Origin of the sequence: Colwellia sp. BRX9-1 (assembly GCF_014077195.1) — a bacterium.
Classification (GTDB): domain Bacteria; phylum Pseudomonadota; class Gammaproteobacteria; order Enterobacterales; family Alteromonadaceae; genus Colwellia_A.
On sequence record NZ_JACGVM010000024.1, the window covers coordinates 30,995 to 57,948 of the forward strand.

A 26,954-nucleotide genomic window follows, 5' to 3' on the forward strand; every position below is an offset into this window, starting at 1 on the left:
ACAGAAGATTTACAGCCATTCTCATCTTATTACGGGTAAGTTTCAGTGATCTAATTGTTAGGATATGCTGAAAAACTGTAAGTTATTGTCAGATTAATTCTGTAGACATTGAGCCTTTAGTGCTGGCGTCATTTAAAAGTGGGCTTTTACTCTAAGCCAAGCATTGCTGTTTTGTTGATGTTGACCAAAAAAAGTATACTTTTCTTCACCCCAAAATAAATTCGCCCCAGCCGAGAATAACCACTTATCGCTATAGCGATAAGTTATTGAAGGTTTAAGATAACCATCCTTGTCTGTGGGAGAATAAAAGTTAAAAACGCTATAAATTAATTTTTGCTGCAATGTTCTGTAGGTTAAGCGAAAGGTTAATAATTGACGGTTTTCATCGACTTCTGTTGCTGGCGTAGCAGAATGGCTAATAAATTGCTGATAATGTTTGGTTTGCTCAACATAGAACTGAACGCTAGCGGTCAGGTTTTTAATTACTTCTCTTTCAAACGCCACTAAAAACCTATTTTGACCATTCGCAATAAAAGGGTTAGTGCCGTTATTATCCTCAATACTGTTATAACTTGCATATTCAGCATTAAATAATCCGCCGGCTAATGACAATCGAACACTGGCTCCCCAAGCATTCATTTCTGGAAAATAAGCTTGTGATGGCTGACTGTTATCTTCTGTAATACCTACGGGAGTTGGCCAAAAACCTTTATAACCATACAGCGCATATTCCACGCCATTATTGTTAGTCGCAAGGCGCGCTGAAAATTGTGCTTTATTGGTTTTTTTTACCCTAAAATTATCAGCGGGTGCAACTATGGCATGCCCTTGCGGTGAATAAAAAGAAAAACGTTCGCCAGTGATATAAACATCAGGGGTGAACTCAGGAGTCCAAGTGAGATCAAGTGAATAGTGACCAATATACCAAGTACCTTTCGCACTATCTGAAGGCGCTTTTAGATATTGGTCATCACGTCCTGAGAAGAATGATTGCCAGTTTTTTGCAAACAAGTCGTTAAGGAAAATATAATCACCGGTACCCCATGTCAGAATTTGCCGACCTAACTTAACATCTGTTTTATCCGAGGGGCTAAAACGGATATTTAATTCGCGTGTTTGCAAAAAAGTATTTTTTAATACATCGTCATAAATTAACTCTGCTTTTGAAACCAGCTCAAAAGATTCATGACTGTAATCAAGATTAACGCGTGTGGTGATTTCACTTAATGATGCGTTTGACTCAACAATATTATCCTGTAATAAATAGCCATAACCTGCTTCAACAAAACCTGAAAACTTCCAAGGTGAAACTGTTGCTTCGCTCCACTCATCACCCCAATTATCTGTTTCGTTTGCGAGAACATTAGCGGCAAAACTTGCGCTAACGACACAGAGGCTGCTCACTAGAAAAAAGAAATTTTTTACTGATTTTTGCACGATAATTTTGTCCATTTTTTGTTAAGCGATATAAAGACTAATAATCACGATACTGAATTAATTTCAGCAGCTAAAACGGGTCAGGATGAGTTCATACGATCACCCTTAGCTGATTAATCTAACCACTCTTTCGGTGGGTTACGTAAACTGCGCTCAGAAAAAATATCATTGGGTAAGCCAACATTATATTTAACATTTCTAAATTGCATTTCAGTATAGCTACCATCGGAGTGTTGAGTTATTTTTGAATGCATAACCGTGGTAAAACCATCAATAACTTCAGTTTTTAATACTTGCAGAGAACGTGATTTTTTACCTTGGCTGTCATAAAAGTCAACTTGCATCGGTAAAAAAGTGTTTTTATCAACACTGACAATATAATGATCAAATTCAACACTGTTTAGATCTTTAGGCTGAGCCTTGATCGTATAAAAGTTGTTATCAGTTTTTAACAGGGTAAAGTTATCTTCTGCGGGGTTTCTGCCTGAAACATCCTCATAAAAAAAATGTGCGCCAACAAAAGAAGTACGCTTATCACCGGCTGAAATACGTTTTACTAAATCTAGTGCTGGCAAGTACAACCAGCGGTCGTCATCGCTTGTGACTTTTTTAACTACACGAAATACCGTACCTTGGACATCGGTGGGGCGAGAGAAGAACACTAAAATGTCTTGGTTACCTAAATCGGTTTGGTCTTTACGCAAGATGGTAAATTGTCGCATCTGCTTATTACCCTGCGCATCAACAATAATCATACGTGCTTGGGCACTACCATCATCAGCAGAATAATATGAGGCTAAATTTGCCTTAGTAATAATTTTATTAGCATCGGTTAGATCGCCAGCATGGCCAACAAAACTTGAAAGGGAGTAGACCAGTATCAATAGTTTTGATAAATATTTCATCTTTATATCCTATAGTTGTTCAGTTTTTAGGTTTTGCTTACCAGCAAAAAGGGTCATTAATGCCGGCAATAGCACTAAAGTAACTAACGCCGATAGCGCCATAATACTCGCCAGGAAAAAACCAACGGTAATATAAGGCATTAATGGTGAAAGTAATAATGGGGTAAAACCAACCGCAATAACTATTGCATTGCGTGAAATTGCTCGGCTTGGCTCTTGGAACATTGCGGTTAATGCTTGTGTTAAGCTGCCCAGTTCTTTCTCTAATTCTCGTGCACGTTGGAGAAAATGAATGGCAAAATCGATAGATAGTCCTAATGTGAGCGCCGACAACACCGCGATAGGCATATCATAGTCTTTACCTATCCAGCCAATTAATCCATAGATCATCGAAATAGTAAGTGTTAGCGGCAACATGGCTAAAATACCGTACTTGAAAGACCGAAACAGTAAAACCATCATCAAGAAAACGATGACAAATGAAGACAATAGACTGTCGATCATCCCATTTACCATAGCGTCTTGCCAAACAATGTTTAAATAAGATTTACCTGCCCATTGATAACTAATATTTTTTGGCATTGGATTGTTGGTAATGTAAGTCTCTGTCCAGTTAACAACTTTGGTAGTGTGTTGATTGTCGCCACTAGTCATTTGCAACCATAAGAGACTTTTTTGGTAATCTTTAGTGACAAAATGCCATAAGTCTTGTGGACGATGTGATGACTGATATTGCAATAATGTTTGCGCCACGCCATTGCTTGTTTCAGGTAGAGTAAAGTCTTTATCTTCACCGGAGAAAAGCTCACGATTGACCGTTTTAACGATATCAGCCAAGCCATTACTTTTACCAACTAAACCTGTAGCTAGTAACGCTTGTTGAAAGTCGCTTTGCCAGTTTAATAACGTGGGGTCTAGAAATACTTTGCTGTCGTTGAAAGCGCTATCAGCAATATTGACTAACTGCTCAATAATAACCTGGTCTTTATCAGGGGCAGAAAACGTTAAGTCATCTAATAAAACCAACAAATGCTGATTGAATAATGACTCTTTTTTAGCCGAGTTAACGTTATTTATAAAGGTATGAATTTTTTTAGCGCTAGCTGAATCAGCGGTAAACGTTGCCAGAACTTCTTTGAATTTTTTTACCTCGCCGTTATTGTCACCCTCGTTATTGTTAAACACTAACCAAGCATCATAAGTACCAGCAAAATGTTCATTAAGTACCTTGTCAGCAATTCTTATTTCGTGATCCGCTTTAAACCAATTAACAGGATTATCATTAATTTCAATACGACTAACGCCTTCAATACTAATTAAAAATAAGGCAACAAAGCCGATAAGAATAAGCTTGGTTTTTTGAGTAGCAAAACTGCCTAACCGTTCTAATACATTGGCTAATCTGCCTTTTTTCTCCATACGCACTATAGCGTCATGCAATTTGGCTAAAGTTTCAGGTTTTAAACGAGAAATATAAGCAGGGACGTAAATAATTGTCAGCGCGAATGCCAATAAAATACCAGTACCAATAAAAGCACCAAAGACTTTTACCGGCGGAATAGGGGTTAGCATTAACGAATAAAAACCGATAGCAGAGGTGATTGATGTATAAAGCATTGGCGTATATAAATGCTTCATGACACCTTTTACAACATCGCCGGCATCATCACCTGTTTTATATTTTTCAGCAAATTCAGAGAGAATATGAACTGAGTCAACCACTGCTATTGGCATTAAGAATATAGCGATCATTGATGACATAATATGAACAGTAAAGCCCATACCGATGAGTGAGCCCATGACTATAATCACCGTAGCCATCGCGACCACCATAGGTGCAATTATTAACGGAAAATTGCGAAAAAAGTACCAAAGTAAAACAAAAATAGCTAAACCAGCAAGTGGAGCTGCAACACCCATTTGAACAAACATCTCATAGCCAAATTGGTCTTCAGCGACAGGTAAACCTGTGATATGAAAGTCTACATTAGCCACCAACTCTGCGGGAAAATTGCCACTGATAGTACGAATTTTTTCGGCAATATTATAACTCATGTCTTTGGCTTGAATAGGCACGTAAATCGCTATCGCTTTGTTGTCTCCAGAAACTATGGTGTTGTTAAGCATAGGTAAGCGTTTTACGGCTTGTTGAATGGCTAAGCTGCCTTCGAGTGAAGACGGTGCCTGCTTCATTAGATATTCAAAGCGTATGCCGTTATTTTCACCTTGGTTATTTTTTTCTTGGGTAATATTGTCAACAACACTCAAGGATAATAAATCTTGTTGAATAACCCCTTCAATTTGTAATATTTCTGTTGAAAGTTGCTCAACAACCTGTAATGCACTAGGAGTAAAAATACTATTGTTACTAACAATTCCAACGACTATCATATCGCGCATTTGAAAGTCAGCTTTTGTTTGGTTATGAAAAACACGTGCTGGCGCATCACTGCTCAGCATATTTTCAGGGTCGGTATCTATTTTAAGGTTTGGCATCATCGCCAGACTAATTGCCACCATTAATAAGACTAAGGTGTAAACAAGTTTAGGTTTCTCAATAGCGAGTTGCAGCAGTCTGGTGTAATTCAAAAGGGATCCTTAACTGAAAAGTTATTATATTAGATAAATGTAATGTACTTTTATATTAGCACTATCTAATGTAATATCAATTAATATTTACTTTTTGCTGACAATAAAGACCCAAATGATGAATAATGAAACTCAAATAGACATAGCTGAAATGCGTGGTAATGCAACTCAAGCCGCTGAGTTACTGAAGGCGATGAGTAATGAAAATAGATTATTGATACTTTGCTATTTAGGTGAGAAAGAAATGTCGGTATCAGAGCTTAATGGTTTTATTGATTTGAGCCAGTCGAGTTTATCGCAGCATTTAGCTCGATTGAGAAAAGACGGCTTGGTAAAAACTCGCCGAGAATCACAAACGATATACTACACAATTGCTCATCCATCGATAGTAAAGCTAATTACTTTTTTACATAGTGAGTTTTGTTAAAGGTTAAAGGTTAATTAACGATTAAGTCACAGAGGTTTTTCTCAGTGACTTAACCGCACAGCAGAATTAAATATGCTCTATAACGATACAGCCTGCCGAATAACCGGCACCAAAAGAACAGATTAAAGCTTTATCGCCAGTAACCATATCATCATGATTCAAGTGAAAAGCAATAATAGAACCCGCCGAAGCCGTATTTGCAAACTTGTCTAAAATAATTGGCGCTTCATTGCCCATAGGGTCACGGCCTAATACTTTCTTTGCAACAAAGTTATTCATGTTGATATTGGCTTGATGTAAAAATAATCTTTTTAAATCTTTAGCTTCAACATTTGCTTCTGCCATTTGCTCGGTAATTAATTGAGAGACCATTGGCAGTACTTCTTTAAAAACTTTTCGTCCTTGCTGAACAAACATTTTGTCATTATCAAGCATGGTTTCTGGATCACATTTATTGATATGACCAAAGTTACTACGAATGTTATTAGAAAAGGTCGTGATCGGCTTCTTAGTTAATATTTTAAAGCAATGGTCAGCCGTAGCGGTTGCTTGTTTTTCAATAACAATAGCCGTTGCAACATCGCCAAAGATAAAGTGACTGTCGCGGTCGCGTAAATTAATTTGTGGAAAATTGAGTTCAGGGTTAATCACTAACACTGTTTTTGCTGTGTCGCCATGCAAAGCATTTGAAGCATTCATAATACCAAAGGTTGCCGATGAACAAGCGACGAGCATATCGTAAGCCCAACCTTTACAACCTAGTTCTTTTTGTACTTCAATGGCAATTGCAGGATAAGCGCGTTGTGTGTATGAACAAGCAACAATGATTAAATCGATATCGTCTGCTGTTTTATTTGCTGCAGCCATCGCTTGTTTCGCGGCGCCAACAGCCATTTCTGCTTGTGCTGATAATTGCTCATCACTACGCTGAGGAATAAGTGGCATCATGGTTTTAGGGTCAAGTGCGCCGTCTTTATACATAACATAGCGACTTTTAATGCCTGATGCTTTTTCAATGAATTCACTTGAAGACGGTTTTAAGGCCGTTAACTGCTCACTGTTAATAGCGGCGGCATTTTCAATATTATAGTCTTCAACATATTGATTAAATGCGGTGACTAATTCATCGTTTGAAATACTGTGTGGTGGTGTAAATAGACCTGTACCACTGATCACGATTGACATGTATTTTCTCCGTTTGTAATTTTCTAGTGGTCGTACCATGAGACTTATTGTATTAAAGTACAAGCACTTCAATGCTTTTAATTTATCTGTTATGGATTATACCCGTTACTGATAAAAGTGCACTGTCAAAAATTTAGCTTGTTTGACAGACGTTAACCGTTAATTAAAAAGCTTTTTACGCACCATTGCTCGATAGTCTCTTGGAGTGAGTTTTAATTGTTTCTTAAACAGCCGAGTTAACTGGCCTTGCTCTTGATAACCCACCTGAAAAGCGATTTCTTGAATAGACAGATTACTTGATGATAGTAAATCTTTGACTGTTTCTACACGCATTTTTTGCCAATAATGAGAGGCTTTAACGCCGGTAGCATTTTTAAAACGCCGACTAAATGTTCTATGGCTAATACCAAATTGTAACGCCAGTTCAGTAAGCGATAATGTTGATGATAGATTAGTACGCATCCAGAATTGAATTTGAGTGATCAATTCATCAGGATGTCGATCGACCGCACCTTCTAAATAACGTTGTTCTTCATATGGTTTTCTTATTTCATGAGAGAAATTACGCTCAACATGTTGTGCAGCAGTCTCACCGTACGTTTGATGAATAACGTGAACGGTAATATCAGCTAAGGCATTTAAACTTGCCGCACAGTAAATACGTTCTGACTGGGTAATAAAAAAATCTGGTTTCAATTCAACGTTAGGATAATTTCTTTTGAATTGGTTAACATAATGCCAGTGTGTTGTTGCCGGATGATGATCAAGTAGTCCTGACTCAGCAATAAAACAAACCCCTGTACCACCACCAATAAGCGTTGAACCTTGTTGCCACATACGATTAAGCCAACTTACCATTTTGGGCTGTTTTTTGATTATTGGCCTAGGGTTGCGCCAAAGACTAGGAATAAAAATATAATCTGGACTTTGGGCATGCTCAATATCTTTATCGGGATAAAGCTTAATAAGTGCTCTGGTGCGCACTGGGGCTAATAGTTCGCTCACCATTTCAATACTGAGTTTAGGTGACTGCCTATCTTCTCTTCGAGCAAAAGCTTCGCCTGCTCTAAGCATTTCAATAGGTAAGCTTACGCTGGTTGCTAACATATGATCATATAAAACCAAGGCAACATTGATTGTTTTTCGGCTTGTCTTGAGTGGCATATTAATAACTTTTGCAATATTTGGCTGTTATTGTATTGTTTTTGGCTGAAAACGACAATTAATTATTGGTATTTCTTTTTACACTAGTAACAAGAATTACGACTCATGTATTTAAGAGAATTATAAATGACTGCTTTACCTATTATTGTTGGCATGGGCGGCGTAAACGCTGCTGGCCGCACCTCGTTTCATCAAGGTTTTCGTCGTATTGTTATCGACAAATTAACTGCAGAAGCACGCCAAGAAACTTTTGTTGGTCTTGCTACTTTGATGAATATCTTAACTTTCCAAGCAGGTCAGTTAGTTGACGTTGAGGGTAATAGTGTTGCATTAAGCGAAGTAGAAGCACGTTTTGGCCAGCAAATTCTTGATGGCACCCTTATCCGTAAAATTGAAAATAATCACTTTGACCCTGACGCGACGCATTGCCACACAAATATGGCGGCAACACCGAGCACTGAAAATATTACTTTTGAAATTAAAGAAAAAGAATTACCAAAACCCTTACCGCGCTCATGGACAGTAACACCCTTAGCAGATAAACGCGTAAAGGTTGAAATTACTGATAATTTAGATATTAAACATAGTAGTTATCGCGATAATCCGATTAAAGCAGCGGGGCAATTACCTACCGGCTTTGAACCGTCGACATTATATAATAGTCGTTATCAGCCACGTGGTTTACAAACGACTATTTTTGGTGCTGCAGACGCTATTCATTCAACGGGCTTTAGCTGGGATGAAATATTAGAAAAAGTAAGCCCAGACCACGTGGGTACTTATTCTTCTTCAGCTTTCGGTCAAATGCAATCGGAAGGTTTAGGGGGCATGTTACAAAATCGTTTGCATGGCGATCGTGTTACCACTAAAAACTTAGCGTTGGGCTTAAACACCATGTCAGCTGATTTTATTAATGGTTATGTGACCGGCAGTGTGGGTACCACTTCGACTTCGACTGGCGCTTGTGCAAGTTTTCTTTATAACTTACGTAATGCTATTCAAGATATTAAATCAGGTCGAGTGCGTGTTGCTATTGTGGGCAGTAGTGAAAGCCCAATAACACCGGAAATTATTGAAGGTTTCGGTAACATGAGTGCATTGGCTAATGAAGAAGGTTTGAAAAAACTTGATGGTATTACTGATGGCCAAGCTGACCATCGTAATACCAGTCGCCCGTTTGGTGAAAATTGTGGTTTTACTATTGGTGAAGCTGCACATTTTCTGGTGATTATGGATGACGAATTAGCCGTTGAATTAGGCGCTAAACCTTTGGGGTCGGTTGCTGATGTATTCATTAATGCCGATGGTATTAAAAAATCTATTACCGCTCCAGGTCCTGGTAATTACATTACCATGGCGAAGTCAGTGGCATTAGCAAAAAGTATTTTAGGGGAAGAGTCGGTACAAAAGCGTAGCTTTATATTAGCTCATGGTTCAAGTACCCCACAAAACCGTATCACCGAGTCGTTAATTTATCACCGTTTGGCCGAAACTTTTGATATTCATAATTGGCCTGTAGCCGCGCCTAAAGCTTATGTTGGCCATACTATTGCACCAGCAAGTGGTGACCAAATCACTATGGCGCTAGGTGTTTTTGCTCATAATATTATGCCGGGTATTACGACCATTAAATCGATAGCCGATGATGTACATAATGAGCGCTTGAATATCGCTCTTGATCACTGGCAGTGTGAAGCGATGGATGTTGCTTTCATCAATTCAAAAGGTTTTGGCGGTAACAATGCCACGGCCACTATACTCTCACCAGACGTAACGCTCTCTATGCTGAAAAAACGATATAGCATAGCAGAAATGACCCGTTACCAAGAAAAGTTATCTGCGGTTGAAGTGAAACAAAGTATCTATCAAGAAAAAGCCAACAATGGACAGTTTGAATTAATTTATAAATTTGGTGTGGGTGTACTAGGTGATGATGATATTGAAATTAACACTGAAAATATCTCAATGACCGGCTTTACTAATAGTATTGCCTTACCCAGTAAAAATCCGTTTGCGGATATGGTGTAGTCATAACTTAACCCCTTGCAAGGTTATACTAAGTAAAAACGAAAGAGCAAAGCATTATCGCTTTGCTTTTTTGTACCTTTATAAACAGTATCTTTCGATCATCTTCAGTAATAGTTGTTCAGTTTTATCAATTTCGCTATGCGCTAGAAATTCATTAGGCTGGTGTGCTTGATCAATTGAACCAGGACCTAAAACGATAGTTTGACAACCCAGTTGTTGGATGAAAGGAGCTTCGGTCGCATAGTTAACCGCACAACATGAATGACCACTTATTTCTTCGGCTATAGTGACAAAATCACTGTTTTTACTTTGTTCAAAGCTGGGTGAACTCGGATCCAATTCACTAAATGAAATTCTATTAGGGTATTTTTCAGCTAACGGTTTTAACGCTTCACTGAGTAGTAAGATAAGTTCGCTGTCAGTCATGCCGGGTAGGGCACGCATATCAATGTCTAACTCGCAGTGACCACAAATTCGATTGGCATTGTCGCCGCCGTGTATTGCGCCAAAATTAAGGGTTGGCTCCTTTACATCAAAGGCTTGATTACTATAATTGAGAGCCAATTTTTCTTTGAGTTGCATTAATTGGCCAATCACTTGATGGATAATTTCTATCGCATTCACGCCTAAACTTGGCTTGCTTGAGTGTCCTGATTGACCTTGAATAGTTATGCGATGGGACATATGACCTTTATGCATGATGACAGGGACCAAATTTGTTGGCTCACCAATAATAGCAACATCGGGTTTTATCTGTTGGTTTTTGGTGAAAAAACGTGCGCCAGCCATGGTGGTTTCTTCATCTGCGGTGGCCAAAATGTAAAGTGGTTTTTTTAACTGTTGCGCGGTTAATCCTTTACAAACTTGTAAAATAAAAGCAAAAAAACCTTTCATATCACACGTGCCTAAACCATAAAACTTATTATCTTTATCAACAATTTTGAACGGGTCTGACTGCCAACGATTTTCATCAAAAGGTACAGTGTCACTATGACCTGCCAGTAACAATCCTCCTGTTCCACTACCGAGTTTTGCTAATAAATTATATTTATTGCGGGTTTCTGGCACCGCTTGAATGTCGATACTAAAACCGAGTTGTTCAAACCAACTTGCCAATAGTTGAATAACTGCTAAATTTCCTTGATCCCAGCTCGCTTGTGTCGAGCTAATAGAAGCACTGGCAATAAGTTGTGTTAATGAATCAGTAAAGTTGGGCAAATTTTTCATAGTGGCTCACAGTTGAAAATGAATAAATAAAAAAAACCATGGGTAATTATGCTTATTTGTTGCATAACGAGTCATTGGGTGTTATTTTCCTATTCTAGTGTAAATAACCTAAATATAGAAGGCTATTGAAAATAATTTGTTTTCTGCTTTCCTTAGGTTAATAAAAAATTAATAGATGAGGTTGTATGAAAGTCGCGGTTATTGGAGCAAGTGGATATGTGGGTGCAGAGCTGATTAATTTATTGTCTGCGCACGATAAAATTTCCCTTGAATATTTACTGGTGTCAGAAAACAGTAGCTCGGCAGATATGACCTTTTCGCAATTACATCCGCGTTACTTAGGCGTATGTGATTTACCTTTACTCTGTTTTTCACAGCGTTGGTTCGATGATACGGTACAAAAGCTTGATGCGGTATTCTTTGCTACTCCGCATGAGTTCAGTGCTGACTGGGCACAAGCTTTTGTTGAGAAAGGTGTTAAGGTTTTCGATCTCTCGGGTGGTTTTCGTTTAAAAAATAGTGAAGATTATCCAACATTCTATGGTTTTGAACATAAAAACTTATCGGCGCTTGCCCAAGCAACTTATGGTTTAGCCGAATGGCAGCAAGATGATATTGCTAATACACAATTAGTTGCTGTACCTGGTTGTTACCCAACAGCAAGTTTATTATCACTTAAGCCGATTACCGTAAATAACTACCATCTTGAAAACTCTCTCATTGTTGTTAATGGGATCAGCGGCGTCAGCGGTGCGGGTAGAAAAGCCTCATTAGCGACAAGCTTTTATGAAGTCAGCCTAACACCCTACAATATTTTACAACACAGGCATCAACCCGAGATAAGCCAAGAAGCTAATGCCGCGGTTATTTTTAATCCTCACCTTGCACCTTATAAAAGAGGATTGCTGGCAACTGTCACTTTGCAAATCAAAGCAGGTATTACGACAAAACATATTAACGAAGCTTTTTTAAACGCTTATCAAGATAAGCCATTGGTGCGCTTAACCGGCGCTTGGCCGAAAATAGACAATGTGGCTAATACACCATTTGCTGATTTACATTGGCAAGTCGATGAAGAAAAACAAGTTGTTGTGGTGAGTTGTGCTATCGATAATTTATTAAAAGGTGCTGCTTCACAAGCGGTGCAATGTGCGAATATTTCTCTGGGTTTAGCGAGTGAGTATAGTTTGTTGCACAATGTAACTTTGGGAAAGAGTTAATGACTAAGACAATAAACACATCAGTAACGTCTAAAACTAACAAGCCATTAGTGATCAAAATCGGTGGCGCTATTCTTGAAAAAAAAGATGCTTTAGCTGATTTATTAAAAATTATCGCGACATTAAAAAATCAAGCCGTGGTGCTAGTGCATGGCGGCGGCTGTGTTGTTGATGAAATACTCAGCCAAGCTGGTTTTACTTCAGAAAAAAAACAGGGTTTACGTGTTACACCTCAAGAGCAAATGCCCCTTATTGCGGGTGCATTAGCAGGTAGTGTTAATAAAGCGATTGTTGCCACTGCAGCAAGTTTACACATGCAAGCCGTTGGATTGTCACTGGTCGATGGTGATATGGTTTCGTGTCAGTTAAGCGATAAAGGCCTGGGTATGGTGGGTGAGCCTAGTGCAAATAATAGTAAGTTACTCGATACACTTTTAAGTGCAAACTTTTTGCCGGTTATCTCTTCTATTGGTTCATTAGCCAATGGTGAGTTAGTGAATGTTAATGCGGATGATGCAGCTGTCGCAATTTGTCAGTTACTAAATGCCGAATTGCTACTGCTAACCGATGTTAATGGTGTAAAAGATGCGCGTGGCGAATATATTGCTTCACTGAGTAAAACTCAGGCAAATTCCTTAATAGAGCAAGGTGTTATTGCTGGTGGGATGACCGCAAAAGTTAATGCCGCTTTGCATGCAGCAAGCCAATTGCGACGAAGTATCGCGGTTGCCAGTTGGCAGTCGCCTGAGCAAATCATCAATCTAATAAAGGGTGATGCCATTGGCACACGCATTCAGCCACATTAACCACAGTTAAGTCACACTTAATTTAACGATTTTTCGGATAGGACTTATCATGTCACCGACACACACAAGATTAGAAAACTTTTTAGCAGATGATCAACTGACTAAAACACAAATAATTGATCTGATTGCTTTAGCAATAAAGATTAAAAACCATCCTAGCGACTATAGTAAAGCTTTAGCGGGTAAATCTGTAGTGATGCTCTTTGAAAAACCTTCATTAAGAACACACGTTAGTTTTGATATGGGTATTAACAAATTAGGCGGCCATGCGCTATATTTAGGCCAACAAAATGGCAAACTAGGTGAGCGAGAACGAGTTAGTGATTACGCTAAAAATCTTTCTTGCTATGCTGACGCTATCGTTGCACGTGTTTTTGAAAACAGCGCCATCGAAGGTTTAGCTGAGCACGCAACTATTCCAGTGATTAATGCACTGTGTGATATATATCATCCGTGCCAAGCACTAGCTGACTTTGTCACTTTGCAAGAATATTTTGTTTTAGGTAAAGGTATAGATTTAACAAAGGTTAAACTTGCTTATATTGGTGATGGTAACAATGTGTCCAATTCGTTGATGTTTATGGCTGCAATACTAGGGGTCGATTTTACCTTGGTTTGCCCAGCGGGGCATGAACCAGAAGCACAATTATTGAGTAAAGCGAAAGCTTTTGCAGATAAGTCAGGGAGTAAGTTGGTACTTACATCAGATGTTGAGGCTTTAGGGCCGCAAGATGCTATTTATACCGATACATGGGTATCAATGGGCTTTGAAGATGCCAGTAAAAAAGCTGCACTTCTAGAGAAGTTTGCACCCTATCAAGTGAACCATCAAATGATGAAAGGCAGTGGCGCCAGTATTGTGATGCATTGCCAACCAGCGCACTTAGAGGAAGAAATAACAACCGCACTTTTTGACAGTGAAATGTCGGTAGTTTTCCAAGCAGCAGAAAATAGAATGTGGGCGCAAAATGCGGTACTCGTTACGCTATTAGCTAAATAATAGTGTAGAAATTATTAGGTCAGCAGCTGATTTATATTCAGCATGACAATTTATCAAGATTAGTTAGGAATAAGACAATGGCTTTAGCAAAAAAACAAATCAAAAAAGTAGTATTAGCATATTCTGGTGGATTAGATACCTCAGCGATTATTCCATGGTTAAAAGAAAATTATCAAGGCTGTGAGGTTATCGCGTTTTGTGCTGATGTTGGCCAAGGTGATGAAGAGCTTGAAGGTGTTAAAGAGAAAGCGATTGCTTCAGGGGCATCTGAATGTTACGTGGTTGATCTTAAAGAAGAATACATAAAAGAGTATGTGTACCCCATTTTAAAAACCGGTGCGGTATACGAAGGTCAATATTTATTAGGTACGTCAATGGCACGACCTATTATTGCTAAAGCGCACATAGAAATCGCTCTTAAAGTGGGTGCTGATGCCGTGTGTCATGGTTGTACGGGTAAAGGCAACGACCAAGTTCGTTTTGAGTCTTGTTTTGCTGCACTAGCGCCAGAGCTTACTGTTATCGCCCCATGGCGTGAGTGGGACATGGTTTCGCGTGAAGACTTACTAGATTATCTTGCCGAACGTAACATTCCTTGTGCGGCTTCATTAACTAAAATCTACAGTCGTGATGCTAATGCTTGGCATATTTCTCATGAAGGTGGTGAGTTAGAAGACCCTTGGTGTGAGCCATCAAAAGAAGTATGGACCATGACAGTTGATCCTATGGATGCGCCTGATGAGCCTGAAAAAGTACAATTAAGTTTTGCTGACGGTGAGCTTGTTGCTATTGATGGAATAGACTTCTCTGGTAATGGCCAGGAAAACAGTGCCGGTGCTTATCAAGCGTTAATGTACTTAAATGCTAAAGGAGCTGCCCACGGTGTTGGTAGAATCGATATTGTCGAAAACCGCTTGGTTGGTATGAAGTCTCGTGGTTGTTATGAAACGCCAGGCGGTACTATTTTGATGGCGGCTTATAAAGGTTTAGAGTCACTTATTCTCGACAAAGAGTCACTTAAATATCGCGAATCTATTGGTCTTGAATTTTCACATGTTATTTATGATGGTCGCTGGTTTACCCCGCTTGCTAAAGCTCAATTGGCTTCTGCTGCCTCATTTGCTGAAAAACTAACGGGTGATGTCGTTGTTAAATTGTATAAAGGCATGGCACAAGTCATACAACGTCGTTCGCCAAATAGTTTGTATTCTGAAGCATTTGCTACTTTTGGTGCTGACGATGTTTATGACCAAAAACACGCCGAAGGATTTATTCGTTTATTTAGCTTATCGAGTAGGATCACCGCACTTTCTCAAAAAGATACTGTGCTAAAGCATAAGGAAAAATAATCATGGCTTTATGGGGTGGACGTTTTAAAGAAAAGGCGAGTTTACAATTTAAGAAGTTCAATGACTCATTGCCGGTAGATTACCGCATGGCAGTGCAAGACATTGTTGGTTCAATAGCCTGGGCGCAAGCTATTCATGAAGTAGGCGTTATAAATGAAGATGAACTGGTTCGCTTAACGGCAGCATTGCAAGAATTAAAAGCGTCGGTAGAAGAAAATCCGCAACAAATATTGTTGTCTGATGCGGAAGATATTCATAGTTGGGTAGAGATCCAGCTAATTGAAAAAACGGGTGACTTAGGTAAAAAGCTTCATACAGGGCGCAGCCGTAATGACCAAGTCGCGACTGATTTAAAGCTATGGTGTAAAGAAAAGGGCGGCGATTTACTGTTTGCTCTTGTCAATTTACAACAAGCGATGATGAATTTAGCGGAACGTGAAAAAGATACGGTACTACCAGGCTATACCCATTTACAAAGAGCGCAGCCAATAACTTTTGGCCATTGGTGTTTAGCGTATGTAGAAATGTTTAACCGTGATATTGGCCGTTTAAAAGATGCGCTTTATCGTTTAGATGTTTCGCCACTGGGCTCAGGCGCTTTAGCCGGTACCGCTTATCCTATTGATAGAAATGCACTGGCAAGTCGCTTAGGTTTCAGAACGGCCACCATGAACAGTCTTGATGCTGTTTCTGACCGCGATCATGTCATTGAATTGTTGGCTTCAGCCAGTATTTCAATGATGCATTTATCACGTTTCGCCGAAGATTTAATTTTCTACAATTCAGGTGAAGCTGGCTTTGTTGAAATGAGTGATTTGGTCAGTTCTGGTTCATCATTAATGCCACAAAAGAAAAACCCTGATGCCTGTGAATTAATCCGCGGTAAGTCAGGTCGTGTTTTTGGCGCCTTAACGGGGATGTTAACCACAATGAAAGCGTTGGCACTTGCTTACAATAAAGATATGCAAGAAGACAAAGAAGGTTTATTTGATGCGCTTGATACGTGGCAAGAATGTATGGAAATGGCAGTACTCGTTGCTGATGGTCTGAAAGTAAATCGCTCACGGACATTAGCCGCGGCCCAACAAGGCTATGCGAATGCCACTGAACTTGCTGACTATTTAGTCGGTAAAGATATTCCGTTTCGTGAAGCACATCATATTGTTGGTGAAGTCGTATTAGCTGCTATTGACAAAGGTGTACCTTTAGAAGATTTAACGATAAGCCAACTACAAGAATTCAGCGATAGAATTGAGCAAGATGTTTATCAGCATCTTTCTATTGAATCGACACTTAATAAGCGTGAAGCACTCGGCGGTACTTCTCGTTCACAAGTTGAAAAAGCACTGGCGACTACTCAGTCTGGCAATGAAGCTATCTTAAATGAGCAAGTTGTTGGTGCGCCAGGCAAACAAAGAATTCAAAGGGCATTAAAGCAAGTAAAACAGCGTTTAAATGCGCAACGTGCTGCCGCTATGTCTGTTCGTCGAGCGAGAATGTCTGATGTTGATAGTATTTATCAACTGACCAACTTTTGGGCCGATAAAGGGGAAATACTGCCACGGTCACGTGACAATATTATTCATGATATTCAGAATTTTGTTGTTGCCGAGCTTGACGGTAAGGTTGTTGGCAGCGCATCACTTTATATCTATCAAACAGGTTTAGCTGAAATACGCTCAGTTGTTTTACAAGATGATGCCCAACAGCAAGGTCAAGGCAAAGCACTTATTCAGTATTTGTTAGAATTTGCCTATCAAATGGAATTAGAGCAAATTATTGTTTTAACTTATATTCCAAAATATTTTCAGCAGCTTGGTTTTAACTTAATTGATAAAAGTTCACTAGCCGATAATATTATTGAAGATAGCGAACCCAGCCCACATAAAGACCCTGCTGATGAAGTCGCCATGGAATACATACTTAGTCAGCCTCAACAGGCATAATTTCAGTCGTCATTTTAACTGATTTAGGCAAGGTATTTACTTTAGCTAAGATCCTAAACGCTAGCGTTTGGGATAAACAAATAGGTAGTTACAACTTAGAAAATGGATAGCATCAATAATAACGAACAAAATTATGTTAAATGGTTTAGAAATGCTGCGCCCTATATTAATGCGCACCGTGGAAAAACAGTGGTGCTTATGTTTGGTGGCGAAGCCGTGCTTCACCCAAATTTTGCCAATATTATTCATGATATTGCTTTGTTGCGTAGCTTGGGTGTTAAGTTAGTCTTAGTTCATGGCGCTAGGCCACAGATAGAAGAGCGTATGGATCAGCGTAACATTACTCGCCATATTGAAAATAATATTAGAGTAACCGACGCTGAAACTTTGGTTGCAGTAAAAGATGCGACGGGTTCATTGCGCTTACATATCGAAGCTTTACTCACTATGGGCTTAGTTAACTCGCCTATGCATGGTTCGCGAATTCGTGTTAGCACCGGGAATTTTGTCATTGCTAAACCGATAGGGGTCCGTGATGGCGTCGATTATAAATATACCGGTAGCGTAAGACGAATCGATGCGGTCGGTATTCATACCCAGCTTGATTATGGCTCGATAGTGGTATTATCGCCGATTGGCTACTCTTCTACCGGTGAAGTGTTTAACTTAGCACTTGAAGATGTCGCGACTAAAACAGCACTCGCCCTTAAAGCGGATAAATTAATTACCTTTACTCAAGAGGATGGTTTAATTGATGAGTCGGGTGAGCTTATTCGTAGCTGTAGTGTACGGCGAGTAAAAACGTTATTGGATGATAAAGATTGTCATGTTCGCCAATTATTATTAAGAGCGATAATCGAGAGTGGAGAAAATGGTATAGAGCGTTGTCACTGCGTGAGCTACCAAAGTGATAGTGCTTTACTACAAGAGTTATTTACCCGCGATGGTGCCGGTACTTTAATTGCTAAAGATCATAAAGAAGAAGTTTGTACCGCTAGCATCGATGATGTCGGTGGCATTTTAGAACTGATTGCCCCCTTAGAAGAGGAAGGTATTCTGGTGAAGCGCTCAAGAGAACTACTTGAAGTTGAAATTGATCGCTTTACGGTACTTAAAAAGGAAGATGTTATTATTGCTTGTGCTGCTTTGTATCCTTATCCCGAAGCAAGTTCAGGAGAAATAGCCTGTGTGGCGATTCATCCTGATTATCGCAATGGAAATCGAGGTGAGCGCTTAATGAATGCCTTAGAAGTAAAGGCTTTTGATCAACATTTAACCTCATTATTTGTCTTAACAACGGTCAGTGGTCATTGGTTTAGAGAACAAGGTTTTATCGAGAGTTCAATGGAAGATTTACCTGAAGGTAAAAAACAGCTGTATAACTTCCAACGAAAATCTAAGGTATACATCAAACATATTTAGTGAATAGGTCTCGCTGTTATCAATTCAACGTTTATTTATGAAAATAAATGCCGCTTTTAAAAGCGGCTTTTTTGTTTTTAAGGTGGGCTTTAAATATTTGAGTTTGTTTATTTATGCAACAAAGTAAATATAAAAGCATTTATATACAATAATCGTGCACTTATGTAACAGTAATGTTTCATATTCGTTACTTTTAGGGCATATTGTGTGCCGCGCTCATTATTTGTTTGTAAGGTTTATACTTTTCAATGGTCATATTTAGACTTTTAGTCATTCTTCTCATTGCTTTTGCAATGACTTTGCTGACTTCTTTTGCACTCAAAGCAGAAACTGACTTCGCGCTAGAAAGTGGTGATCAATTTACAGCAACGCTGTTATCTGAATATGGTCAAATAAGTAACTTTCTTAATCAAGGAAGTGATGAAGAAAGTACCGGCTACATAAAAATTGAACCGTCCGTCTTTATTCAAACACAGTTATCACGACATTTAATACAATTAGCGACAAAGGTCAGTCATTACCAATTTAGTCACTTTAGTGAAGACGATCATAATAATTTATTATTTAAGCCAAGCTATTTCTTTAAGCTTGATCATAACAAAACACTGTTTGCAGATATTAAGTTACAGGAAAGTTATGAATATCGCGGTACTGGCCTATCTTTAGGCAATGCAGAATCAAAAACAAGCGGAGATGATAAAAAATCGCTTGCCGCTAATATAGGTTACTTATATGGCCAAATTGATTCAGTGGCGAAATTAAAACTTTCAATCGGTCAAGAAGACTTTCGCTATAAAACAAGACGAGCCGAAAATAAGGCACTTGACCGTGTTGATCAAAGTGTTGCGGCTAGTTTTGATTATTTACTGTCAGGAAAGACATATTTCGCTGCAGATTTAGCTTATACCCAATCAAACTTTCAAAATAATAGCCCGTTAAATAAAGACATATATGCGGTATTAGTCGGTATGAAGTGGCAATCGACGGCTATAACTCAACTGCAAGCATTAATTGGTTATCAAAGATTAACTTTTGAAGAAACATTATTTGCCAGCGATACTCGCTTTAAATGGCGAGTTGATATTAATTGGCAGCCAACGAATTTTATGCAAATGAATATAAACACCCAACGAAATTATGAAACAACCAACAGAATTGTCGATAGCTATCGAGTTGTTGACAGTACTAATTTACAACTTACTCATCAACTGACTGATTATTTTCAGACATCTGCGGTTGTTGGGTATAGACAAGAAAAGGTCGTTTACCTTGAGCAAACGATTAATGAAGATTATTTATACTCAGAGGTTAGGTTGAATTATCAACGTAATGATTGGCTGACTGTATTTGCAGGTTTTACTTTTAAAGAACTAACAGCAAGTGATGATAGGCTAAACAACCAGGGCAATAGCTTATCGTTAGGCTTTAATGTTAATATTTAGTATTGGATAAAAAATATGCGTTACTATGTTTTGTCACTAATTTTAGTGTTCTGCAGCTTTTTTTGTGAGGCAAGTGATTATTTACTGGGCCCTGGCGATAAAATACATATTGTTGTTTACGGTGAAGACGATTTAACAACTGATGTGAAAATTGATAAATCGGGTTTTATATCTTTTCCGTTTTTAGCTGATATACAAGTAATAGGTTTATCAACTAAGAAACTTGAAACCACGATAAGAAAAGGCTTACTAGGAGATTATATTGTTGACCCACAAGTCTCTGTTTCTGTGTCTATTTATCGGCCGTTTTTTATCCACGGACAAGTTACACGACCAGGAGGTTACCCTTATCAAGATTATTTGACCTTAGATAAAGCCATTGCAATCGCTGGAGGATTATCTAATAGAGCGTCGACTTCTGATTGGAAAATCACACGACTAGTCAAAGGTGTTAAAGTGACGTTGGAGGGGAATATTGCTACTGAGATCCACCCTGATGATATTATAAAAATAGAACAAAGTTTTTTCTAAAATAAACATAACAATAACAATAAAAATAATTATAAAAACTGAAAAAGGATTTTCGACAGATTTTATTAGCCGTATTTATATGTGGTTTTGCAAATAATAATGAGCAGTAATGTTAAACGATAATCAAAGCGTAAATTTTAATGCCCCAAACCAAGAGATAGATTTAAAAGAGGTCTTAAGACCGCTTTGGTCTCGACGTTGGCAGATTGTTTTCTTTACTTTACTCGTTTCACTGATGGTTTCTTTTTATGTTTCGTTGCTCAAGCCTTCCTTTAAAGCCACGGCTATTTTACAAATAGGCAGTAATAAACCCGCTAATACTTTATCGATTAATGACGCCTTTAATGAATCTAGCGCCAGTAAAGAGCAAGTTAAAACCCAGTACGAATTATTAAAGTCTCGAAAATTTGCTGAGCGCGTTATTATTAGTTTAAATTTGGTTGAACATCAGGAATTTAATAGTGGTAAATACAATGACAAAATAAGCTTCTTCGCTGACATAGGAAAGCGGACTAGTAGACCAACGGTCAGTAGCTTAATCTCAATCTTTGAAAGTCGTTTAACTATCGCTCCGATAGCGAGCACCGAACTTGTTAAAATAAGTTTTGCTGCTCACTCACCTCAATTAGCACAAAAAGTCGCTAATCAAATCGGTCTCACTTATCTTCAATACCAAGATGAAATCCATAGCGCGTCAAAGGAGTCAACGTCGCAGTGGCTTGTTGACCAACTTGAAGAGTTAGAGAAAAAGCTTGAAACATCAGAGCAAGCACTACAAGAATACCGTGAAGCGGAAGGTATTGTTGATATTTTAGGGATTGCTGGCCTAGTTAGCTCTGAGTTAACCGAGTTAACTTCTTCAGCAATACGAGCTGAAAAAATCAAAGATGATTTAGAAGTAACTTACCAAAGTATGCAAAAGCGTCGAAAAAATACCGCGCAACTTCTGGAACTTCAGGAAATCAGTCAGCAAAGTGATCTTGTACAATTAAGGCGTGCCGATGAAAAAGCAGCACGTAAGATATTTGAGCTTTCCAAGCGTTACGGGCCCAAGCACCCCAAACGTATAGCGGTACAAGCAGAGCTAGAGTCATTACAAAAAGGCATCGTACAGCTCGTTGATGAAATTGTAATATCTATTGAAAAAGATTACCTAAACTCTTCTGAAAAAGTTAAAGCAACGAATAATCGTTTGGCAATTGCGAAAGTAGATTACTTACGCTTGAGCCGTTTACAAAATAAATTTTCACAATTGCAACGCGAAGTTGATACCAATAAAGAACTTTATAATAACTATTTAGTCCGTTTAAAAGAGACTGACGCTATGGGTAATTATAAAGCAAACTTTTACGTGCGTTTTATTGATAAAGCGATTATACCCACGGATAGATTCGCCCCGAAAAAAGCCCTCATAGTGATTATGAGTTTTATGCTATCGTTTGCGATTATTGCCATAATTATCATTATGCGTGAGATATCAATGGATACGTTAAATTCACGTCGAAAACTTGATAGCTTTACCGAAGCACCTGTTCTCGCTATTTTACCAAAGTTTCAAGCGCCAAGTGCTGAAAAAAAGAGTGATCCCTATTACACAGATAATCGCTTTACCGAAGCGGTGCGCACGTTAAGAACCTCTTTATTGTTTAATGGCGAAAGTAAGCCAGCTAAAGTGATTGCGATAACATCCTCGGTGCCAAATGAAGGGAAGTCGACTATAGCACTACATTTAGCCCGCTCGTTTAGTGAAATGGAAAAGGTTTTGCTCATTGAAGCGGATATGCGACATCCGACCGTAGCAAAAAATATGAATTTAAGTCCACATCGCCCAGGATTATCAAATCTATTAGCGAAAACACATCAAATTAATGAATGTATTATCCGCGATAAAAACTTAAAGTTAGATATTTTAACCTCGGGTATTTCTCCGGCTAATCCGCTAGTTTTTTTATCAATGAAGCGCCTTAATATGCTCATTAAAGTTTTTGGTAATTTTTATGACCGAATTATTATTGAGACACCACCGGTAAATGCTGTGAGTGATGCGGCTATTATTTCTAAATTAGTTGAAACGGTTTTGTATGTTGTTCATGGTGAAAAAACGAAACGAGAGCAAATTACCACAGGTTTACGTATGCTAAAGCAAGTCAATGCACCCATTGAAGGCATCATAATCAACCATAGCCAAAGCATTGATGCTGATAAATACCAAAACAAGTATTACAACGAACGTGCTAATAACATTGTTAAACTACCGGTACGCAAACAAGGTTAATAAACATTGTTAAATTACCGGTACGTAAGCAAGGTTAGTGTTCTTCTTTTTATCAATAGTCGATAGTCAATGCAGCCAATATTTGAAGGCATCATAATCAACCACAGCCAAAGCATTGATACTGATAAATACCAAAATAAGTATTACAACGAACGCGCTAATAATATTGTTAAACTACCGGTACGCAAGCAAGGTTAGTGTTCTTCTTTTTATCAGTAGTCAGTAGTCGATAGTCAATGCAGCCAATATTTGAAGGCATCATAATCAACCACAGCCAAAGCATTGATACTGATAAATACCAAAACAAGTATTACAACGAACGCGCTAATAATATTGTTAAACTACCGGTACGCAAACAGGGTTAATCTTTTTCTCAATATTAACCTCTTCCGCTTATTGAAAACTGCGGTAGAATAAGAGTAAGTTTTTACCAGCAAGTACTTCTGCTTATAATATGAAATCACGCCAACAATTTTCCCTACAAAAAAATAACAGTTTTGCAGTCTATGCAACGACACCCATTATTTATTATCCAAATAGTGAACAAGATCTGCAATTATTAGCAGCGGTGACTAGCGAACCTTTTTATATTTTAGGCGCGGGCAGTAATACGCTTTTTGTCGAGGGTGTAACACCGGTAATTATTAAGCCTGAGTTTTTAGGGATTCATGTGAATGAAACCGAAGAATATTATCAGGTCAATGCCGCTTGCGGTGAAAATTGGCACGACTTGGTATGCTTTTGTATTGATGAAGGCATTAACGGTCTAGAAAACTTAGCGCTTATTCCTGGCAGTGTTGGCGCTGCTCCAGTACAAAATATTGGTGCTTATGGCGTTGAAATTGCTGATTTTATTGAAAGTGTAACTTGGTTTGATTTTGCTAAAAATAAATCACAGCACTTAACTCAGGCACAATGTCAATTTGACTATCGCGATAGTATTTTTAAAAATGCTTTAAAAAATAAAGGTATCATCACAGATATTACTTTACGTTTTCCAAAAAACTGGCAGCCTAAGCTGAATTACCAAGGATTAAATACCTTGCCCAAAAATAGTCATGCTAGGGTTATTATGGATACCGTGATTGCCATACGAAATGCTAAGTTACCTGATCCCAAGGTTATCCCAAACGCTGGCAGCTTCTTTAAAAACCCTGTGGTCAGCGCTGAGCAATTTTTATTATTAAAAAATAACCATCCAGAAATTGCCGCTTATCAACAAGATAATGGCACTGTTAAGCTAGCAGCAGGTTGGTTAATTGAAAGAGCAGGGCTTAAAGGTTATCAACTCAACGGTGCAGCTGTGCATAATAAGCAAGCGCTAGTGCTAACCAATATTGATTCGGCCTGCGGGGCAGATATCAAAAATTTAGCCCTACATGTACAGCAAACCGTATTAGCCTTATTTGCCATTATGCTGCAACCAGAAGTAAGAATGCTCGGTGAGCAGGGCGAAGTTACCTTAGGAGCTATAAACTGATCATGGCCAAAGCAATACGAGAGCAATTAATACAATATTTAGCCGATGGACAATTTGTTTCTGGGCAATGGTTAGGTGAGCAGCTAGGGGTGAGTCGCGCAGCAATATCTAATCATATCGCCTCGCTAATTGAAATGGGGCTTGATATTTATAGTGTTACCGGCAAAGGCTATAAATTATCTGAACCGTTAACACTATTAGATGAAAAAGAAATTCAATACAAGTTAAGTGCATTGGGTCATAAAAACAAAGTCGAAGTGCATAATATTATCGACTCAACCAATAGTTATTTATTGCGTCGTTTACCCAATCAAAATCATAATTTGCAAGTCTGTTTAGCTGAATATCAAGATGCAGGGCGGGGTCGACGCGGGCGTAAGTGGATCTCACCTTTTGGTTCACATATATATATGTCGATGTATTGGTATTTAGAGCAAGGTATGGCGGCAGCTATGGGATTAAGTGTCGTGTCGGCTCTAGCGGTTAGCGATGCAGTAAAAGAACTTTATCAAATTGATGTGCAGTTAAAGTGGCCCAATGACATTTATTTTGGCGGGGTTAAGCTGGCTGGTATCCTTATTGATTTGGATGGGCAAGCTCTTGAACCGTGTCACTGTGTTATTGGTATTGGTTTAAATATTAATATGCCCCAAAAAAGTGCAGAACAAGTCGATCAACCTTGGACAGATTTGCAAACAGCTATGATTCAAAGTACCACCGAGCATGAAAATAACGCGGTTAATACGATTGACCGAAATGTTTTAGCTGCAACGTTAATTTCTAAACTCTCATTAAGGCTTCAGCAGCATCAACATGAAGGGTTGTTGTCTATGGCCAAGGAGTGGGTCAAACAAGATTATTATATCAATAAACCGATAAGGTTAATCACCGGCACGCGTGAAAAGAAAGGTATTTGTCGAGGCATTAATAACCAAGGAGCTTTATTGTTAGAAGTTGATGGCCAAATTAGTCCTATTTATGGTGGTGAAGTTAGCTTGAGGGCTGACACATGAGGTTATTAGTTGATATTGGCAATACTCGCACCAAATACACTTTTGAGCAGCAAGGTGAATTATCAATAATTCAAAGTGAAAGAAATGAAACCATTAATGAAAAGTGGCTATCAAGTATCACTGAATCAGTGGTATCTATCGTCGTTGCGAGTGTTAGCGAAGCTTATATTATAGAGGTCTTTATAGCCTATGCTCAGCAGCATAATATTGAACTGCACATAGTAAACAGTGAAAGCAAATGCTTTGGCGTTACTTCAAGCTATCAACAACCGACAACGTTAGGTATTGATCGATGGTTGACGTTACTGGCGGCTAATATTTTGTACCCAGATGAGAATGTCCTTATTATTGACGCGGGAACAGCGACAACCATAGACTTACTCGATAGTCAGGGCATACATTTAGGTGGGTGGATTTTGCCAGGTATTGATATATTATTTAATAGTCTTTTATCAAATACTACAAAAGTGCTGGCAACTCAAGAACATCAGGCCAACATTTCTTTTGGTAAAAGTACCTCTGACGGTGTCAATAATGCTTGCTGGGCAGCAACACTTGGTTTTATTGAACAAGGTATCAAGCAAGCTAATAAACAAGTCTCATTAGATAAAGTATTACTTACTGGCGGTAACGCTAAAAAAATAGCGGCTTTATTAAACAGGCAACATTACATTATTGATGAGCTAGTCTTTATCGGCATGCAACGATTCTAATTCGCTTATGGCAAATTATATCGCCAGTTTGTGGCAACATTTAACGTTAGGCGATTAAAAAAACATCAAATGGTTAAAAACATGGTTTTTTTTTGTTTTTACGCTTGCAAGGGAGAAAACATTCCACTAGAATTCGCACCACTTAATGTAGTGCCGACTTAGCTCAGTTGGTAGAGCAACTGACTTGTAATCAGTAGGTCGCCAGTTCGACTCCGGCAGTCGGCACCATTAATAAAATTGTTGTAAAAGTATTGGAGGGGTTCCCGAGTGGCCAAAGGGATCAGATTGTAAATCTGACGGCTCAGCCTTCGGTGGTTCGAATCCACCTCCCTCCACCACTTTGCAATAATGAAGATAGAAAAGCGGACGTCGTATAGTGGTAATACCTTAGCCTTCCAAGCTAAAGCTGCGAGTTCGATTCTCGCCGTCCGCTCCATCTTTAAGTGATTGCTGATATGGCTCAGTTGGTAGAGCGCACCCTTGGTAAGGGTGAGGTCGGCAGTTCGAATCTGCCTATCAGCACCATTCCTTAAGATTTCTATCTCACTAAATTTATTTTATTTTTGTTAATTTATCTCAGAGGCATTACATAATGGCTAAAGCAAAATTTGAACGTTTAAAACCGCATGTAAACGTTGGTACTATCGGACACGTTGATCACGGTAAAACTACTTTAACAGCTGCTATCTCTGCAGTATTAACTAAAGTACACGGTGGTGAAGTTAAAGATTTCGCACAAATCGATAATGCTCCTGAAGAGCGTGAGCGTGGTATTACAATCAATACTTCTCACAT

At 38.7% G+C, this 26,954-nt stretch carries 21 protein-coding genes and 4 tRNA genes; 19 read left to right on the forward strand and 6 right to left on the reverse strand.

The annotated features are described in order from the left end of the window. Positions 1 to 132 precede the first annotated feature (132 nt). The 3 genes from H4J76_RS17290 to H4J76_RS17300 form a co-directional block, all read right to left on the reverse strand. Positions 133 to 1,437 carry a hypothetical protein gene (locus H4J76_RS17290; protein WP_182216786.1) on the reverse strand — a complete coding sequence of 435 codons (1,305 nt, stop codon included), beginning with the start codon at positions 1,435 to 1,437 and terminating at the stop codon, positions 133 to 135. 113 nt (positions 1,438 to 1,550) lie between these two features. Next, on the reverse strand, positions 1,551 to 2,342 hold the full coding sequence (locus H4J76_RS17295) for an outer membrane lipoprotein-sorting protein (RefSeq protein WP_182216788.1): 792 nt from the start codon (positions 2,340 to 2,342) through the stop codon (positions 1,551 to 1,553). A 9-nt stretch (positions 2,343 to 2,351) separates the two neighbouring features. Then, the gene (locus H4J76_RS17300) at positions 2,352 to 4,931 is read right to left on the reverse strand and encodes an RND family transporter (RefSeq protein ID WP_259364654.1); all 2,580 of its coding nucleotides are present in this window, start codon (positions 4,929 to 4,931) and stop codon (positions 2,352 to 2,354) included. 118 nt (positions 4,932 to 5,049) lie between these two features. Between H4J76_RS17300 and H4J76_RS17305 the strand changes: the two genes are divergently transcribed. Continuing rightward, positions 5,050 to 5,358 (forward strand): metalloregulator ArsR/SmtB family transcription factor, encoded by a 309-nt coding sequence (locus H4J76_RS17305; RefSeq protein WP_083277999.1) that lies wholly within the window; start codon positions 5,050 to 5,052, stop codon positions 5,356 to 5,358. Between the two features lie 66 nt (positions 5,359 to 5,424). Here the strand turns inward: H4J76_RS17305 and H4J76_RS17310 are convergent, their stop codons facing one another. Both H4J76_RS17310 and H4J76_RS17315 read right to left on the reverse strand, forming a co-directional pair. Continuing rightward, a complete protein-coding gene (locus tag H4J76_RS17310) occupies positions 5,425 to 6,543 on the reverse strand; it encodes a beta-ketoacyl-ACP synthase III (RefSeq protein WP_070375624.1) in 1,119 nt (372 codons plus the stop codon). Positions 6,544 to 6,702: 159 nt separating this feature from the next. Next, positions 6,703 to 7,707, reverse strand: a complete 1,005-nt coding sequence (locus H4J76_RS17315) for a GlxA family transcriptional regulator (protein ID WP_182216790.1) — start codon at positions 7,705 to 7,707, stop codon at positions 6,703 to 6,705. 126 nt (positions 7,708 to 7,833) lie between these two features. Between H4J76_RS17315 and H4J76_RS17320 the strand changes: the two genes are divergently transcribed. Further along, complete coding sequence (locus H4J76_RS17320; protein ID WP_182216791.1) at positions 7,834 to 9,735, forward strand: beta-ketoacyl synthase; 1,902 nt, start codon at positions 7,834 to 7,836, stop codon at positions 9,733 to 9,735. 78 nt (positions 9,736 to 9,813) lie between these two features. Here H4J76_RS17320 and argE read toward each other — a convergent pair whose 3' ends face one another. After that, a complete protein-coding gene (argE, locus tag H4J76_RS17325) occupies positions 9,814 to 10,962 on the reverse strand; it encodes an acetylornithine deacetylase (RefSeq protein ID WP_182216793.1) in 1,149 nt (382 codons plus the stop codon). Between the two features lie 185 nt (positions 10,963 to 11,147). Here argE and argC point away from each other — a divergent pair, with 185 nt between their 5' ends. The 17 genes from argC to H4J76_RS17410 form a co-directional block, all read left to right on the forward strand. Further along, complete coding sequence (gene argC / locus H4J76_RS17330; RefSeq protein ID WP_182216795.1) at positions 11,148 to 12,182, forward strand: N-acetyl-gamma-glutamyl-phosphate reductase; 1,035 nt, start codon at positions 11,148 to 11,150, stop codon at positions 12,180 to 12,182. Then, positions 12,182 to 12,988 (forward strand): acetylglutamate kinase, encoded by an 807-nt coding sequence (gene argB / locus H4J76_RS17335; protein ID WP_070375629.1) that lies wholly within the window; start codon positions 12,182 to 12,184, stop codon positions 12,986 to 12,988. Before argC ends, argB begins: the two co-directional genes overlap by 1 nt. A 49-nt stretch (positions 12,989 to 13,037) precedes the next feature. Further along, positions 13,038 to 13,988 carry an ornithine carbamoyltransferase gene (locus tag H4J76_RS17340; protein ID WP_182216797.1) on the forward strand — a complete coding sequence of 317 codons (951 nt, stop codon included), beginning with the start codon at positions 13,038 to 13,040 and terminating at the stop codon, positions 13,986 to 13,988. Positions 13,989 to 14,065: 77 nt separating this feature from the next. Next, positions 14,066 to 15,337 (forward strand): argininosuccinate synthase, encoded by a 1,272-nt coding sequence (locus H4J76_RS17345; RefSeq protein WP_182216798.1) that lies wholly within the window; start codon positions 14,066 to 14,068, stop codon positions 15,335 to 15,337. Between the two features lie 2 nt (positions 15,338 to 15,339). Then, a complete protein-coding gene (gene argH / locus H4J76_RS17350; RefSeq protein ID WP_182170403.1) occupies positions 15,340 to 17,283 on the forward strand; it encodes an argininosuccinate lyase in 1,944 nt (647 codons plus the stop codon). 102 nt (positions 17,284 to 17,385) lie between these two features. Further along, positions 17,386 to 18,705 carry an amino-acid N-acetyltransferase gene (gene argA / locus H4J76_RS17355; RefSeq protein WP_182216800.1) on the forward strand — a complete coding sequence of 440 codons (1,320 nt, stop codon included), beginning with the start codon at positions 17,386 to 17,388 and terminating at the stop codon, positions 18,703 to 18,705. Positions 18,706 to 18,953: 248 nt separating this feature from the next. Next, the gene (locus H4J76_RS17360; RefSeq protein WP_182216802.1) at positions 18,954 to 20,147 is read left to right on the forward strand and encodes an outer membrane beta-barrel protein; all 1,194 of its coding nucleotides are present in this window, start codon (positions 18,954 to 18,956) and stop codon (positions 20,145 to 20,147) included. Between the two features lie 15 nt (positions 20,148 to 20,162). Continuing rightward, on the forward strand, positions 20,163 to 20,678 hold the full coding sequence (locus H4J76_RS17365; protein WP_182216804.1) for a polysaccharide biosynthesis/export family protein: 516 nt from the start codon (positions 20,163 to 20,165) through the stop codon (positions 20,676 to 20,678). A 109-nt stretch (positions 20,679 to 20,787) separates the two neighbouring features. Then, complete coding sequence (locus H4J76_RS17370; protein ID WP_182216806.1) at positions 20,788 to 22,953, forward strand: polysaccharide biosynthesis tyrosine autokinase; 2,166 nt, start codon at positions 20,788 to 20,790, stop codon at positions 22,951 to 22,953. A 454-nt stretch (positions 22,954 to 23,407) separates the two neighbouring features. Then, positions 23,408 to 24,433 (forward strand): UDP-N-acetylmuramate dehydrogenase, encoded by a 1,026-nt coding sequence (murB, locus tag H4J76_RS17375; RefSeq protein ID WP_182216808.1) that lies wholly within the window; start codon positions 23,408 to 23,410, stop codon positions 24,431 to 24,433. A 2-nt stretch (positions 24,434 to 24,435) separates the two neighbouring features. Further along, positions 24,436 to 25,446 carry a bifunctional biotin--[acetyl-CoA-carboxylase] ligase/biotin operon repressor BirA gene (gene birA / locus H4J76_RS17380; protein WP_182216810.1) on the forward strand — a complete coding sequence of 337 codons (1,011 nt, stop codon included), beginning with the start codon at positions 24,436 to 24,438 and terminating at the stop codon, positions 25,444 to 25,446. Beyond that, on the forward strand, positions 25,443 to 26,159 hold the full coding sequence (locus H4J76_RS17385) for a type III pantothenate kinase (protein ID WP_182216812.1): 717 nt from the start codon (positions 25,443 to 25,445) through the stop codon (positions 26,157 to 26,159). Before birA ends, H4J76_RS17385 begins: the two co-directional genes overlap by 4 nt. Before the next feature lie 152 nt (positions 26,160 to 26,311). Continuing rightward, positions 26,312 to 26,387 (forward strand) — tRNA-Thr (locus tag H4J76_RS17390). 25 nt (positions 26,388 to 26,412) lie between these two features. After that, positions 26,413 to 26,497 (forward strand) — tRNA-Tyr (locus H4J76_RS17395). Positions 26,498 to 26,521: 24 nt separating this feature from the next. Next, positions 26,522 to 26,595, forward strand: a tRNA-Gly gene (locus H4J76_RS17400). A 13-nt stretch (positions 26,596 to 26,608) separates the two neighbouring features. Then, a tRNA-Thr gene (locus H4J76_RS17405) sits at positions 26,609 to 26,684 on the forward strand. Between the two features lie 67 nt (positions 26,685 to 26,751). After that, positions 26,752 to 26,954, forward strand: a 203-nt coding sequence (locus H4J76_RS17410; protein ID WP_259364653.1) for a GTP-binding protein, incomplete at its 3' end; no start/stop codon positions are given.